Origin of the sequence: Photorhabdus antumapuensis (genome assembly GCF_020387775.1) — a bacterium.
GTDB classification, from domain to species: Bacteria; Pseudomonadota; Gammaproteobacteria; order Enterobacterales; family Enterobacteriaceae; genus Photorhabdus; species Photorhabdus antumapuensis.
This window is the reverse complement of the sequence record NZ_JAHZMK010000033.1, coordinates 77,523-94,269: the sequence shown is the minus strand read 5'-3', so window position 1 is coordinate 94,269 and position 16,747 is coordinate 77,523. Positions and strand designations below refer to the sequence as shown.

Sequence of the window (16,747 nt, the reverse complement as noted above, 5' to 3'; positions counted from 1 at the left end):
GATTAGGGCCTGTTGCAGGTGATGTTGGGGCTGGTTATTCGAGAATAGTGTAGCGAATATGCAGAATAATATCGGTCAGCATCTGTAATATGTTTTTTTGTTTACTGGTGGCATTAGGGAAACTTAGCGTTAATGTACCCTGGTCATTAATATCGATCCCTTCAAATGGCAGGAATTTGCCATCGTTGAAATCGAGTTGGAACTGACCATTGTCATTCAAGCCGTGAGAGACCGCCAAGGCTTTGCAGCCTTTAGCTAGCCCGGTGGCCTTACCACCATAAGACAGGACAGCTTGAACATCTTGATATGGCCCCAATAGTGTTGGTAAGGAGACACTAATTTGTTTAATGCGCCGTGTCTTACCTAACTGCATGTGATCCGGGTAGTCATCTTTGATTTTCAGGTCTTGCAAGGTTAGCGTCGCGGACAGCGTATTGTTAGTCGTTAATTTCAATTGGTTGCCGTCGTTACCGGCGGAAGTGCCTTCACTTCCTTGTAGCAACGCTTCAATCTTATCTTTCAATGCAAAGCTTTTCTCCCCTAAGGATTGGTACACCTGCGCCAGAGAAACGGTGCGTTCCACTTCTAGCGCACGTTGCTCTTGTTTCAGGTGGGCATCTTCCATTTGTACCAGATTCAACATTAAGGTTTCTCCGGCGAGCAGGCCGGCATAGGTTCCTTGCCAGGCTCCCGGTTTAATAAAGCGTGCGGAGGTATCATTAGTTTCCCAACGGTAAGCTTGTTCTGCCATCAGACAACGGGCGACGACTAAATCGTAGAATTGGAAATAAATGGCGGCTAACCGACCACGTAACCAGTTGTACAGCGCTTGATTGCTGAATTTTCGTTGCAGGAAGGCCAGTTGCGCTTGGGTTTGTTCCTGTTGAGTTTTTAGGCTGGTTTTCTGTAATAGTGCTGCTTCACGGCGTACCGATAATGATTTGAGTTGAGCATTGATTTGTTTTATCTCTGCTTCGGCATTATTACGTTGGATCTCCCACTCCTGACGACGACGGCGCCATATTTCAGATTGCGAGACTTTCTCCGCTTCAATTAATAGACCATCTGCGGCGATACCACCACCAATGGCAATGGCATTGGCAATCGCCCCATAGCGTGTTCCCCCGACCGCAAAGCCGTAGATATTGGGCACCATCTCCAGTGCTGCGGCAGCCATATGCAAGCCTTTCAATCCGGCGGTAATACTTTGGGAAGCTATTCGCATATCCAGAGCTTGGTGTTCACCAGCGTTGACATCTTCATCGTATAGCTTGCTGTAGTTGTCAAAGCGCGATTGTGCTCCGGCTTTAGATTTTTCCAGCACGGTTTTTTCAGCATCTATTTCTTCGATGGTTTTGTCCTGAATGCTTAGCGTCGTTAATAACAATTCTTTGGCTTGATTTTGTAGCAAAGCGTTTAGAGCCTCAGCATCTTGGCGTTCAATAATATTTTGCAACGTGGAACCGAACTGTGTGAGTTGAGTGACCATGCCGCGGGCATTTTCCAGCATATGCGGGAAGTGCCACAGTGACATAAATGACTCTGGTAGTTTGCCTCCACCTTGAGAAGTGGCAATGGCGGCGCTGAGTAACGCTTTCGGATCGGCCGGTGTGGTATACATTGGCAAATAGAGCGGTTGACCATCGATAGAGAGATTATGACGCAAGTTATACAGGCGCAGTTCCAGCTTGTTCCAGTAGCTCAACATGACGTCGTTGATTTGTGGCAGGAAAAGATCGGTCAGGGTATTAGCGGAGCGCGGTAATAATGATTCCGGTGCGCCTTGTCGTAGGGTGGTTATTGTGTAGGAATAGGCTTTTTGTATGGTAGTGTCCGCCGCATTGTCCAGACGTGGATCATTCCATGCGGAACTAAGCGGCAGATAGGGTTTATCACCCAACAGGTGCAGTGCCTGCATATACCACATTTTGGCTTCGTTCAGCGTATCCCGCTCCAGTTGGCGATAAGCGTGATCACCGCGGGCCATCAGTAGATCGAGAGTACGCATAAAAGTGGCTACTTTATAGTGCATTGGATCGTGCTGTGCCACTGCGTCAGGATCGACGGAATCCAGAGGATCACTGTTCCAACGGGTATTTTCCAGTAATGGGCGCACATTCCAGTGGTAGTTTTTAATTTGACCATGAACAATATAACCGGATGGGCTCCAGACATATTTTAGCCAACGGCTGGCTTCATCGAAGTTTTGTTCATGTAGCAAACGTTGAGCAACCAGCATCGGGGTATAGTAGAACAGTTCCCAGAAATAGAGGCTGTTGGCGCCGCTGAAATCCATAGGTTCGCTACTAACATTATTCAGGATATTGACGCTCTCAAAATGGGTCAAAATGGATTTAGGGTTTATTGTTACTATTCCTTTATTATCCCTAATAAAGTGAGGGCCCGACCAGGTATCATCTGACGGTGATTGCTTGAAGGTCATATAAACCTTGGCGTGATAATCTTGATTCAGTGGAACATCATCAAGAGGAATAAATAGCGTGGTGCTTACACTTGTATCTTTTAGCTTGCCTGAATAGATAATGTGTGAATTATTATCAGCAACATGTTTGATATAAAGCTTAAACCAACGTTCATCACCATGAGTTGATTGGTTATAGGGGGGTATAACAAACGTAGCATAGAAACCTTTACCTAACTGTGGTTCCTGAATATTCTGAGTCTCCATACTTAGAATCGTATCAATACCCGTAGTGGCACGTTCAACTAATTGGCGAGCAAATAGGGTATTAAGACGAATATGATAGGCTCCCCATTGCATATATTGAGCGCCATTTCCGTCATGGCAAAGAGTGAGCGCGTTATCGGTTTTAACCTTTCGGGTAACAGGGATATTGAAACTTTCATAACCCAGTTTGCGCCCATCATCTGCCAATGCGGTAAAGGTGACATCAATACTGGCTGAATTATTAATAAATTCCAAATTAGAACCATTTATTTCAAGAGTATTAAATTGATAACACATTTCTTCAAAGCTAGGTGATGGTTGAGTGGAGACATCTTTATTCGCAGTAAGAAAGTATTCTTTACCAGCTTTGATTATGACTTGAACCTTTTCAGAAGAGATTGCGGTGTTGATATCTACTGGTCCTGAGACATCAGTAGCAGTCCCTTTACTGTCAGTCATATAGATGTATTGCTTGAGATCATCCGGTTTATTTAGAGAATCTGTTGCATAATCATCACCAATGGCTGCATTTTGATTAGTAAGAGAACGTTCTGCTCCAGGAATCCAAGCTCCTACTTTAGATGAATAATTGGTATCTCGGTGGAATAATAGTCTCCCTTGGTTGAGTTTGCTAGCGTTTTCGCCATATTGATAGACGGGGTAAAATATGAATTTATTTGATGAGTTGTTTGGATTAATTCCCAGGCTGGTATAAACAATGAATTTATCACCCAGTTTGCCGTATTTCTTTATTAGATTGCACTGAATACGCTCCCGGCCTTCTTTTCCATCATGGATTATTCTTAATTTTTGTGAAATATAAATTTTTAAATCACTTGATGCAACTTCGTAATTGATAACTATACTTCCGCCATATACTTGGCTGAGATTATATTCTCCCCAATCATGGCTGTTGCTATGATTTATCAATGGAGGGATTTCATAATCCTCTGCATATCGGTTATTTATTCTTATAATATTATTAGTGTCGAAATGTGTATAACTGTTATCTCGGTAAGAGTTGAGTTGTTCATTGGTCATATCTTTGGAAGACATGTCAGAGAAAATATATAATCCTTGCATTGGCGCAGTTTTATAATCATCCAATTTATCTTTTTTTCTATAAAACATGACCAGCAGGGTATCTTCCCCTTGATAACCTGCGCAATAGAGTCCGGGAACTTGATATTTTTCCAGTTCTAATGCTGATATTTTGTTATTTACATCAAAGGCTATTGGTGTATTCCAGGTGCCGTCATAACGAATATGAGCCAATTTTAATTCATAGTGATAGTCTGTAATGACTTTATTATCCTTATCCTGTTTAGCGACTTCCTTTTGTTCCAGCCAAATCAAATATAAGCGGGATTTATAGATAACTGGGCGGATGGTGCTTTGGTAGGGATTAATTGCGCAGTCGATTTTATTCCATTCACTCCAGGCATTAGCAGCGAATTTACCGTCGTTAAATTTACTGTGATCGACCCTTCGCCAGTAATATTGATTAACTTCTGTTTTACTGTGTCCGATAAAATAGGTCAGCCCTTGGTCATTATTAACATTGTCATGATATGCACTAATGACTGCTAAATTTGCTATTTGTTCAAACGAGGTCAGGTAAGATTTAAATGCATCTTCTACCGTATCGGTATTTAGTTGGCTTTGGCTGACGGATTGCAGTAGCGTGTCCATCATCTTCGTTTGTCCAATGCGCATTGTCGGATCGATATAATTTTCGGGATAGTAAACTAATTGTGAAACGCCAGCCCAGGTGCTGTAACGTTTATTATATTTATCCCAATCGATAAAAAATTGACGGGTAATAACATCAGAAACGGCATGGGTTTCTATATTTTCCAGCGCCCGGTTGACGTACAATTGAATACTGGCAATGGCTTCAGCAATGCGTGTGGTTTTTATTGCAGCGGAAACTTGATTATCAATCAGTAAATATTGGTACAAATCGTCACGGCTTTTAATCGCTGCTGACCTGTTGGCGATCTTACCAATATAATAGTTGCTTAATGCAGTACTGCGAGACTCATCCAAGAATTTGTGTAGGGTATTAGCCTGTTGGGTATCTAGCCCGGCAGTTAATACCATAGCTGCGTTTTCCCATTGGTCATAGGTCGGTGTTTCTTGAACTGGTTTTATATAATCCAATGTTATCAGTGCTGAAATACCTTGCGGGGAGATATTTAAACAGTTCGCTACATTAACCCATTGCAGAATAATATCGATGGATTGCCAATTGGAGAATGTATTTTCTTTAGTAACCTGTTTGTGATTTTGTGCTTGAATACTGGCTTGTTCCAGTAAATTAACGTCAAGATTCATGGCATTAGCCAGTTGTTCCGCCGTTAATGTTTTATTTTCAAAAGCAGTGAGAATAGGAGAGGCTTTTTCACCTAGTGTGTTAACCCAATTGGCAAAGCGGGTTAGGATGATTAATGTTGGTGCATTATGAGCTGGTGCTACTTTATCAGGTTCATCAGGAATGCCAAACAGGGTTGGTTTTGTTACAAATAGGCGAAAAGCATTTTCGTTAATGCCAGAAGAACGATAAATCATTGTTAATTGTGCCAGACAGTGGCAATACTGAATAATTTGCTCCTGCATTTCCAGCGGTTTTGATGCTCCTGGAAGATATTTATCTTGCAACCATTTTTGGAATTTCTCTGTTGTTATTTCTTTTTCGCTTGGTTTGATTACATCGGCCCAGAGAAGAATAGAATGTGCAATATTTTCAGACGGTAATTGTAGGGTTGCGGCAATATAGTGGGATAAGGTAGCTAATAGATTTTTTTCCTCTTTGTTAAAGTCTTGTAAGCCGTTGTAGGCAGTATTCAATAAGTTTTGGATTTCAGGCGTTAGCGTTTTGTCATAGTTGGTGGTGGTCATCAAAAATAACTGATAGACACTCCATTTTTGTGTACGTAGCCAATTGCTTAGGAAGTCGAGTTTATTTATGAGTTTCTCTAGCTCTTTATCATCAATGGTATATAAATTTCTCTTATTTTCACCGATAGTAATCAGTAGTAAATACAGTTCATCAATCGTTAATTGATGAATATCCGCCAGTAATTTAGTCATATAAAGATTGGAAAGATTTTTTATATTATTAGCAATTTTCCCATCTTTATTGTCATGATTAGCAATATGGAGCAATCGATAAAGAGAAATATCATCGGCATTAAAAGCACGTTTAAGTACTGTTTTGTGCCAGTTATCGGTACTGTTCAGACTTAAGTCAATATTGGTGTTTTCGGTGGCAAAAGGTTGTCCGTTGAGTGGTGGGGTATTAAATAGGCGATCAAATTGGCTAGGTTGATTATTATAGGAATACTGTGAAATAGGTGCGTTACATAGTATTAAGGCCGTTTCAGTATCAATGTTGTATTTCTGCATATAGTATTTAACTAAAAAGATTTTACTTAATACTGTTGGGTTAATATTCTGTTCTGGAATAATTTCATCTGGTTTTAGAAATGGCAGGTTTACGGCTCGTGATAATAAAATAACTTTATTGATTCTTAGTAAATGTATTTTCTGAGTATTCAGTTCATGATCTGGATATTTACGAATAAATTGGCTGAGCTCTTCATCACTAAAATTATAATAACTTTTTAGACATTCTGGTATTGCCAGCCAGGTAGGGTCTATTTCGCCAAAATTCTTTTTATAAATTTCCTCTGCATTAGCCTCGGTAATCTCTTCTGTCAGGATATTAAACAATTCCGGCGAAATAGAGTTATTAATCCCTAGCAGTGAAGCTTGATGCATTAATCCGGCAACAGCGGGTGATTTCTGAAATTGCTCAAGTTTAGGATCTTGTAATTGGATAACTTTACGCACATTTTCATAAGCATCATGATAAGGAGTCGCGCCGGAAGGACGGAAAGTGGATAACATTTCCATTACTTTAATATCGCTGTCCAGATTAGCTTTAATCCCTGCTAATAAAAGCTCATTGGACAGAGAGAGAGTAGAAAGCTCGGTATCCATATTTTGCTGGTTGAGCGCCATTAATTTGAGGTCAGGGCGGCGATTATCCAGATGATAAACGGAGTCGCTGGCGTGTAAATTACGTGCTTCACGATAGAGTTCAGTTAAATAAGCTGCGGGAGAGAACATAGAGGAAACCGAACCTGGCGCGACATATTGGCTGGCTCGGCCACCGAATTCATTATTATAGCCTCGTAATTCAGCATGAGGGAGAGTAATACCGAGGTGCACTGCATTTTGTAACTGCGGATTAGCCCGCTTAAGAATACCCGCTTCATATAAGTGATTCTCTTTTTGTTCCTGTTGTGCATCATGGTATAAGCGGTTAGCCTCTGACCAAGAAAGGTTATCACCGACCTCCTGGCGGAATTCATTAAAAGAATAGTGGCAGATATCGGTCAGACAATTAATACCACACTGGTTTTGCAATACATCAGATATTACTTTCACGTATGAGTCTTTTACGTATGAATTCATGTTTTATTCCTTTTAAATCATAAGGTAAATGAAACATCCGTGTGATCTCTGTACCATCAATACAATAAGAGAATGATTCCGTTCTATAGGAAGATGAGGATAGTCACTATGTCACTGTTTTGTTTAAATAGCTGTTGCAAAAAAAGCAGCCGCAAAATTTGCAATTGTTTTTTGATCAAAGCTGTAGGGAATAAACTGTTATTGTTGACATTATGATTGATGAGCAATGAAAGAATAGTGAAATTCAGTTGTGGTGAGTATTAATTATGTAGTTTGTTTAATGTTATACTGGAATTCATTTAATGTAAATATTATCGGAATATTTGTAACTAATTGAAGTATAAAATATGAATGATAATGAGATATATTTATGTTCAATAAGGTAATGTTATTATTCATTAAAATAATTACCCTAATGTAGTGGTCAATTATATTTATTTTATAATAATTATATAAGTATTAAATAAATATTAAGAATGGAAGTGGTGAAATCCAATATCAATTAATGCATGTTCTAATGTAAAAGAATGCAAAGTAGAAACATCGTTGTCATGTTCTATGGTTAATATTCTATACCTAATAGATTTCGAGTTGCAGCGAGGCGGCAAGTGAACGAATCCCCAGGGGCATAGATAACTATGTGACTGGGGTGAGTGAAAGCAGCCAACAAAGCAGCAGCTTGAAAGATGAAGGGTATATTTCTGGAATGAAAACAAGGAGGGTATGTGATGATATTTTGTTCAAAGCAACTAAAGTATTTTATGGAGTCAGCTAAGAAAGAGTCATTCACGTTAGCCGCGGATACGCTTTGTATTACCCCCTCTCCACTTAGCAGGCTCGTATATCAACTGGAACAGCGTGTGGGGTACCAATTATTTGAGCGACTACCGGGAAAAACCAAGCTCACGGAAGAGGGCAAGGCACTATATCAAGAGTTGCTGCCGTGTTATGAAAGGATCCAGAAAGTTGAGGATAACTGGAATTGTCGTAGAAATTATAAATTATCAAACAGAGATAAACTGGTTATTGGCACAAGCGGAGAATATGTTAATAAGATATCTACGGTCGTAAAAAGAGCGGTGCAACGTTATCATTACCGCGATATTTGTATAATCAATAATTTTCTAATTGATGATTTGATAAGACAAGATGCGGTATTTTCTTCCTTAATGAAAGGCGATATAACAGTTTATGTGACGACTGAATGTTATCCAGATAATGATGATATCATCAGGATAGATGGTGCTTATCAAATTCTGTCTCTTGCCGTATCCAATGATATTTTAGAACCGGAAAGTCATGCTGATGAAATAATATCTGGTTTTCCTTTGGTTCAGCATAATAGTGCCTTTTTAAAACAATGCGATAATTTTATGCTATTGAATTATCTGCCTGAATACCAGAATTTAGCGTTATTGGCGGTCCCTGATTTTACTAATAGGTTAGAATTGGTAAAAGCGGGTGTGGCGATAAGTTTAATGACACCCAATGAAATGCGCTATTCTGCCCATATTGATAAAGGTATAGCATTTCTGAATTTTGAATCACGTCCAGCACTATCGGTAAGGTATTGTGCTTATGTTCTCAGAAATAAATATAAAGAACCATTAAATTCATTAATTTCTGATTTGATATTTTAGAGTTTGATTTAATATTGAATGCTACAGTAAAAAATAAGTAAGCCATGAGGTAAATATTCTCTCATGGCTTGTTATTAATTATTTCTGGATAAAGTTTATTTTACTGTTGTATCCCTTTCTATAAGCGTGACGAATTTCAGAGAAAGTTATTGCTTCGGCATATTCATTCGGACCTTCTTTCCTTCTTTTTCCTGTTTTCCAGGGTTGATCTGATTTTAACTGCTCGATAGTCAATTTTTCACCGTTATATCCAGCCATAACAAATCTGAAATCAGGTGATGCTAGTTGTTTTATAAACCAATCCATACCTAATTTACTTGTTTGTCTAAAGAATGCCGTGGCAATAGTATTTTTTAGCCATGATTGGTCTTCTGCTGATAAGGTGCTTTCAAGTTCTCCTGCATTTCCGGCGGAAGCAAATTTCGTTAATATATCTCTCTGTCTTTGAATAGGGAAATCGTTACCATCGCTATTTTTTAAAATGAACGCATCTAATTTCTTGAACCGTTCTTTGCCGGAAAATCCGCTAAAAAAACCCTTTTTGGGTAGAAGATTATTTACCTTATTCTGAATATCTAATTTTCCTTTATTTTCCACCATATGAAAACTCCATGATGCAGTGTAAGCATATTGTTGTTCATAGGCTTCCTGTTTAATTTTATCCGTAGCTGAATCCACCTTTATATCCATAGCATCCAGATATTTAAGTGAGTTGGCTCTTATATTTTCCTCATTCAATTTAGGCGGACTGTCTTCTTTAAGATTTTGAGAAATTCTAAAATAATCAGACAGACTTAATTCACCCATGATACCAAGCCCGGCATTATACTCATCGATGGTAACCGGATTCTTATTAGTAGCGAATGCCTTTCCCATCTCAGATCCGCGGTGATGACTGAAACCATATATAACAGTGTGTTCGACATCTTTAATTTCAGGGGCTCTACCATCAGTATCATGATATTTAATTGGATTATTCCTCACCATCCGATATAAATTCAGCCCATCGATTGTTCCCGCCGGATCGGCACTTAACCATCGTCCTACCCACGGTTGGTAATACCGGTAACCATAATAATATAGCCCGGTGGCATCCCGCTCTTTGCCTGAATAACGGAGGGTTTTATAACTGGCTTCTGTCTGCTTCCTTGCTGCCCATAATGCAGTTCCACCATAGGGATAGTACTCTTCCTCACTGATAATCTCTCCTTTGCTGTCTAATTCAAGCTGACTGGAGCCGATAAGATTATCGTAGCTATAACGCAACTGATTATTGTCGATATCTTCTGGTTTACCGCTCTCCCAGTGTAATACTCGTACCTGTGCCCGGCCCGCTTCTCCTACGGTGATAACTTGCAAATCTTCGGTTGTGGTCGCGCTGTTTTGTGTTAGACGGAGTTCTAAGCTTGGTAAATAAGTTATGCGCTGTATTTGAGCGTTGTTGCTGGCCCGTTGTTCGTTGACTTTTAATATCCTTCTTCCGTCACCACTATAACGATACCATTCCCGATCATCGTTGGCGCCCTTGTCCCGTTTCACCAGTGTTACTTGTTGCAGCTCACCGCGTGTATTCCAGTTCATATTTTGTCCTGGTATCAACGTGTTCTGATGTCCGCCTGCATTAAACAAAGCATCTACTTGCGCCGGATCCTCGGTCAGTGTGCTCAGCACTGCGCGATTGCTCTGGTTAGAAACCGTGATATACGTGGTGTAGTTGTTTTGCGTAGCCGGTGAACTGTGCTGGATTTTAGTCAGATTGCCGCCACGGTCATAAGTATAAGTGCGGGTATAATTGGTGTAGGTGTTATTGTCAGAAGGTAGAGCCGGGGAGGGAAAGTGGTTACTGTGTTGACCGATATTCGCCATTTCGCGTCCGGTTGCACTGATAAGCTGATACAGGGAGTCGTAGGTATAACTGTTTTCCGGTACTACTTTCTGATTGTGCCAGAAACGGGTGGCTTCTGCATCGTTACGGATACTGATGACATTGCCTACCGGGTCATACTCATAACGTAGGTCTTGCAACACCTTGGTGTCTGACGGACGGCGGGTTTTGATACCGATAAGCCGTTGGGTTTCCGGTTCATAACTGTATTCGGTGATAACACCATTGCCGTGTTCCTCGCGTAATTTTTGTCCGGCAGCGGAATAGGTCAGGGATTTGATAATCACTTGTTCTGGCTGGCCTTTTAGTTTTAACCAGCTCCCGCTTAGCTGCCCGGCCACATCATAGGCTAGCTTCTGAATGTTCCCTTTCGCATCGGTTTGAATGAGTGAAGCGCCGGTGGCATCAAAGGTGCTCAGGGTTGTGTAGATGTCACCAGCCAGCATATTTTGCCAGACGGTTTCGTTATCACCTGTCCAGTTTGCCGCTTGAGTGTCGATCAATAGTTGGCTGGATTGAGATAAAACAGTACCGGTCAGTGACAAACTCTCTAACCGGGTAACTCCCGCTGTGTCATAGTGGCGTACGCACTGGCCGGTAAGGTTATGGTTTTTCTCTGCTTCGGTATTGCCAGCCCAAATCAGGTGTTCGGTGATACGGGATGTTTTTCCCTCTGGTGCTTGTTCGGTAACAGACAACAGACGACCGGGCAGGGAAGACATTTCATATTGTCGGGTTTGTATAACACCTGTTGAAGTTACCGTCAGCAGCGGACGGCCTTCAATATCATTCAAAGTGACAGTGCGGCCTGCATCAATGCTCTCTGTACGTAAGGTATTACCGGTCAAATCATACTGCCAAAGAAAATTGGGTTTGATCGTACGGTTGGCTTTCCTGGCCTCATATAGGCGCGGATCGATGCTTTGACTGAGGTGTCCGTGAGTATTGTATTGATGGTGGGTAATACGGGTATCGGTATCGCCATTTGCGGTGGTACGGTGAAAATTGATGTTACGGATCGTCAGACCTCGGTTATCGTGGACGTTGACGACAGGGGTTTTTTGATAAAGTTTAGGATCAATGTTTTTCATGATTTACCTCGTTGTTGAGTTGTTGTGTGTCATCTTTTCTGTAATCGCAATTTTTGTCTGTATGTTAGTTTTTCTACCTATTAGTTTTCCTACAATAGTGTAGTAGATAATTTCCCGATTTAACTGGAGGCAGAGGGTTTGTTGTGGCAGCGGAAATGTTTTATTGCTTTCTGCCATGATCATGATGATGCATAACGAGGCGGCGCCAGAGCCAGTTCAATCCGGTACTTCCTGTTGTGCCGAATAAACCTGCAATCGCAAAAGTCATATAGATGCTGCCGCCACTTTCAAAACTCAGCAGTCCTCCCAGTACACCGGTAAAACAGGAGATGATGAGTTGACAGAATACGTTGATCCAACTCCATTTATATTGTTTGTTTTGCATATCAATGAGGTACCTTACTAATCCGCCCCAGGCCGCAATAAAACCAATGATCAACCAGATAATAAGTTGAGTATCTGACGGTATTATGAGCAACACCTTTCACCTCTATCTATGTTTCCCGCCTGTTAGTCAGGCGGGATTGATCAAGTTACATTTTCACCTCAGCAGCTGTGTCATTTTCATCCTCATTGACAGTAAACCAGGGAGTAAACAAGGTTCGACGGAACCAACCTTTTGCGGTGATAACCTTGATTTCTCGGCCAATGGGATCATAGACATGGGTATCTGCATAAGCTTCTTTTTCCCGCCGGGCACTGTCATTGCTGACGTATCGCCAGTCATTGAGGAAATAGGGCTGATAGGTGCGTATCGGTTGTCCCTTATTGTCATATTCCGTCAGTCCAGTCACTGCCCAACGAGTCTCAGTATGCTTGACATCTATAATCAGAGATCCGTCTTCATTGCGTTGCCACGCCATGCCTGCCTCATGTCGGGCGGCCGCTTGCAACAAGCGGCCAAAGCCATCACTGAATACTACCTGTTGGCGTATCTGTTGCTCAGGATCATGGTCATAACGATCCGTAGTCAATGTGAGGCTGTGAGGAGGTAAACGGGGACCGTTGTTTAACCGGCCAATGAGTTGAGGGGCTGCCTTTTGACTTTGTGCCCAGTGGCGATAAGCCAGTGTGCAGAGGCGTCCGTCTTCGGTGATGATTCGGGCGTTATATAACTTTTTCCGGTCTTGCTCTGCCAGTTTATTGAGGGTTTTCTGACCTAATACTGGCATCCAGCTTTCGGGGGCATAGACCTGACACTGTGCTACAGGGAGCGGTTTTTTTAACTCAATAGCGGCGTTCACATCGGATGGTGGAGAAAACGATGTTTTTTCCGGTGAAGAGTAACCGGTCATCTTGCCGTTTTCAGTTCCCCAAAAGCGCTGTGTGATTGGCCTACCCAGTGCGTCCAGCGTGATAAAGTACTGATTGTCATTGATATCTGTGAGTTGCACAGGAGTCAGAAAACGCCAGTCATATTTGGCTGAGGTTGTTAGTCCAGCAGCATCCCGGGTTTGTGTGACAACGCAATAGTTTGCATCCCAAGTGAGTGTGATTTTGCCCGTGAGTTGGGTGTTGCTCTGTTTTTGCGGGCGCCAGAACTGCTCGGCTGTACCGTAATCGGTATAACCATGATGGGCTACCCAGACTTTATCTTCTCCAGTGCGCGGGAATAGATAATTTGTTTGCTGGTATCCGGCTTGTTCCAGCGTCGTTGACAATTGAGCAGATGGGATACTCCCATCAAACGCTGATAGTGTGGGTTGACTAAATACCGTTGTCTCGGTAAAGGCAACCAGAGTTTGTCGTGTTGGCGTTTGCAATGGCGCGGCATTTTGCCCATTGGTATAAACGGTTTTTTTCTGGCCAAGGTATTCTCGCGGTTTATTATCCGCAATCAGGCCATCTTTAACACTCAGGATTTCCAGATTTAGATCACCAGCAGATACATGTTCAGCGCTGTAAGTAAAGGTATCGCTGCGGGTACTATCCGGTAATCCTAACACCCTAACGTTATTGTCGGTCAGATGATGCCAACTGAACTGTTGATAGGTGAGCCGTAATTGGCGTTGCTGGTCATCATAGCTGTTGGCAAATAAAGCATCAGGTAACGTATCTGGATACGGACTGATTGTCGGTTGCTGGCGACGCGGATACTGTACCGAAACCTGTTTTAACGGTTGACCGAATAGGTCACTGGATAGCGTAATCTCTTGGCTGCATTGCGGATCGCTGGCGATACGTTCGTAATGATAGTTGCGGCTTTCAACTACAGATGACCAAAGCACAGGGTATCGGCTATCGGTATGCTGTAACCGACGTACCTGTGGGCGAAATTCAGTGACTGTGTAGGGAGTTTTTTCCTGTGCACTGCCATCCTCGCCGTATAGTTCACTGCGTAGCAGTTGACCTTTCAGTGCCCGGTTTAGCCAGTACTGACTGTTATCATTTTCCGGTGTTAGTAGAATATCTTGGCCGTCTTGCCAAGTCGTAAAGCGTGGTGAAAAACCGGCAAAAGCCTGATTATCACCATGCCAATACTCTGTCGATAATGTGTTATCTATTACAGGCAATCCGGTGGCATACCAGTTTTTGGTCAGCGCAGGTGGTGTGCGTTCTGGCGCGTTGCCTTGGGCCAGTTGATGGCTGTCTTTCTGCTCAACATAACCAAATCCGCGAAATTCCCGCTCACGTCCATCCCAGGCGCCATGCGCATAACGTAGTGTTGTTACTAATTGGTTGCCGCTGATTTCATCCTTTGTTTCCGTTCGCCACAGGGTGTGTACCGGGAAGGGTAGATAACAAACCGGTGTTTGTTTGGCAGACAGTGCCGCGGCTTTTTCATCCAACCAGAACTGGGCAGAACTACGGTAACGCAAGGTGTGATGAGCCCCCATATTGTTGTTCATTTCACTGAGTAACCACGGTTTTGCGCTGGTCAGATCACAGCGCCAGTGACGCGGAGTCATATGCGGCACACTTAATATTAGGCTGGCGACGCCTAACCCTTGTACATCGGCCACTTGTAACTGACAGGTATGATCAAAACGCACTCCTGCTGGGAAGAATAATGTCACTGGTTTGGCAAAACCGTTGCCGCTTTTATTCAGGAAGATATCCAGACGGTTTGTGTGAACATAAATCAGGTCAGTCGGGCCGCTGCCATCCAGATCGGCCAGATAAACTTGAGCAGGATTAAACGTTGTTTCTGGCTGGCTAAATCCCGGAAGGGTAATAGGTTGACCAAAACGTCCATGCCCCAGATTAGGCCAGCAGGTGACTTTAGTCGCGCTCACTTCAACCAGATGTGCCTGACCGGAACCCAGTACGTCACTAAACGCCACCAACTTATGCGGATCGGCGCCCGGTACTGGCAGTGTGATATCACCGGATTGCACCACATCTTTTCCTTTGGTAAAGCCGTCGCGAGTATTGGCATATAAACGCACACTCTTAGGGCCGATCAGCACCAAATCGGAGAGCCCGGCTCCCATTAAATCGGCGAGTTGCGCGCGTGGATGAGTATATTCCACCGGCAGAGCGTTGAGTGGGGTAAAACGTGTCCAACTGCCATCTGGGCGTTGACTATGATATCCCCGTAATCCTGGTCCGGTGATAACCCAGTCAAGTTGGCCGTCTCCATTGATATCCACCAGCGAGGCGTTACTTTGCAAGGAAGGGACAACAGACAAAGGTTGCATCTTTTCCCAAGTGACGGCATCTGAGCCAATGTCGCCAAGACGTTGTGCGGAGCGGTACCACCAGGCGCCTTTATCTTGATATAGCAAGCCGGGTAATCCTTCGCCTTTAAGGTCAACTAGCTGCCAGCGCTGAATGGCATTGAAGTTTGCCAGCACATTCATCGGCTGCCAGTGAGCGTTATGTTGCGGTGAAAAGTCCTGATATGCCAATTCTAATGGTGGCAGGGTGATGGCAGTACCGTTTTGCTCGTGTCCCACTCGACGAACGAATACCAGCGTGCTGGCGATTGCGCTTTCGTCATAATTGAGTATCAGGCGTGAAACCAGCGTTGGTCCGTTGTGTTCTTTTATCTTATTATCCAGCGCTTGTAGGTGGTGATACATCAATACTTGACGGCATAAGCGGCGGGTACGAATCTCAAAGCCATATTCGTAACGGGAAAAACGGTCCTGACGGTAAAGCCAGCTACCTGTAGGCGAAAATGCTGGTGGCGCTTTCAGGTTGTTACTGCGTTCGCCGTAATCAAATACCAGATAGAATAACCAGTCTGCTTGTGATGGGGCGCTGCCATCCAGACCGGGTAACGTTTCGCTGGCTGTTCGATTGCCGTAATACACGATATGTAGGTAACGTTGTGCTGTGGCCTGTGGATGGAGCGTAATTTCATCAGCTTCGCAACCAGTGTCATCTTCGGCACGATATTGATAATAAATTTGTTCACCGTGTGGTGACACAGAAGCTTCCAGCAACCATTGTGCTGTTTGAGTAGTTTGGAGCGGGTTGCTGATCCGCGCTTGCGGTGATTTGCCCAGTAAATGTACCTGCCCATCTGGGCTATATATCAGCCAAAAATCGGTTTTGCCTGTTGTCTTGGGCTGCCAATATTCCAAGCGGCTGAAATGACTTTCCAGACGGGAACGATATCCGGTAACGGTAAAGATGGCGTCTAAATTGATACCCTGTAATGTCGATTCATCACGCGGTTGATCCGCTACCACCAGTACTTCGCCTTCCGGCCCCAGAAAGGTATCGGTTTCGTTATAATGGGGAACGCCAAAATGCGTGCGGCGGCGGATGGTCATAACGTTGCAATCCCAACCCAGACCAAATGGGCTGTTACCGGCACCGCTGTTGTAGTTCAGGGCAAGTGGAGGGGCATAACCGCGCCCGGCGGAAATAGGCAATGGTAGAGATAGCGCGGCCATACCATCCGGTCCGATGGGGGTTAACGCTTCCCCCATTCCTGTGATAGCGCCTCCCCCTTTGGGTAATGATAGTTCTGTAATACTGAAATCTTGTGAATTTTGCATGAAAGACT

At 43.1% G+C, this 16,747-nt stretch carries 5 protein-coding genes; 1 reads left to right on the top strand and 4 read right to left on the bottom strand.

From position 1 onward, the window contains the following. Positions 1-34 precede the first annotated feature (34 nt). Entirely contained in the window at positions 35-7,171 is a 7,137-nt protein-coding gene (locus tag KZ793_RS14215) for a Tc toxin subunit A-related protein (RefSeq protein WP_225815935.1), read from the bottom strand. Positions 7,172-7,899: 728 nt separating this feature from the next. Between KZ793_RS14215 and KZ793_RS14210 the strand changes: the two genes are divergently transcribed. Next, positions 7,900-8,811, top strand: a complete 912-nt coding sequence (locus KZ793_RS14210; protein WP_225815934.1) for a LysR family transcriptional regulator — start codon at positions 7,900-7,902, stop codon at positions 8,809-8,811. 78 nt (positions 8,812-8,889) lie between these two features. On the opposite strand, the gene KZ793_RS14205 is transcribed toward KZ793_RS14210, so the two are convergent. From KZ793_RS14205 to KZ793_RS14195, 3 genes are all read right to left on the bottom strand, one after another. Further along, positions 8,890-11,787: an RHS repeat protein gene (locus tag KZ793_RS14205; RefSeq protein ID WP_225815933.1), complete on the bottom strand. Its 2,898-nt coding sequence runs from the start codon at positions 11,785-11,787 to the stop codon at positions 8,890-8,892. Between the two features lie 160 nt (positions 11,788-11,947). Further along, a complete protein-coding gene (locus KZ793_RS14200) occupies positions 11,948-12,268 on the bottom strand; it encodes a phage holin family protein (protein WP_225815932.1) in 321 nt (106 codons plus the stop codon). A gap of 52 nt (positions 12,269-12,320) precedes the next feature. Further along, positions 12,321-16,739 (bottom strand): SpvB/TcaC N-terminal domain-containing protein, encoded by a 4,419-nt coding sequence (locus KZ793_RS14195; protein WP_225815931.1) that lies wholly within the window; start codon positions 16,737-16,739, stop codon positions 12,321-12,323. Between the last annotated feature and the right edge of the window lie 8 nt (positions 16,740-16,747).

Bases quoted from the DNA above. Each gene is read 5' to 3' on its own strand.
- KZ793_RS14205 (WP_225815933.1), bottom strand. From the start codon at position 11,787: ATGAAAAACATTGATCCTAAACTTTATCAAAAAACCCCTGTCGTCAAC.
- KZ793_RS14210 (WP_225815934.1), top strand. From the start codon at position 7,900: ATGATATTTTGTTCAAAGCAACTAAAGTATTTTATGGAGTCAGCTAAG.
- KZ793_RS14215 (WP_225815935.1), bottom strand. From the start codon at position 7,171: ATGAATTCATACGTAAAAGACTCATACGTGAAAGTAATATCTGATGTA.
- KZ793_RS14195 (WP_225815931.1), bottom strand. From the start codon at position 16,739: ATGCAAAATTCACAAGATTTCAGTATTACAGAACTATCATTACCCAAA.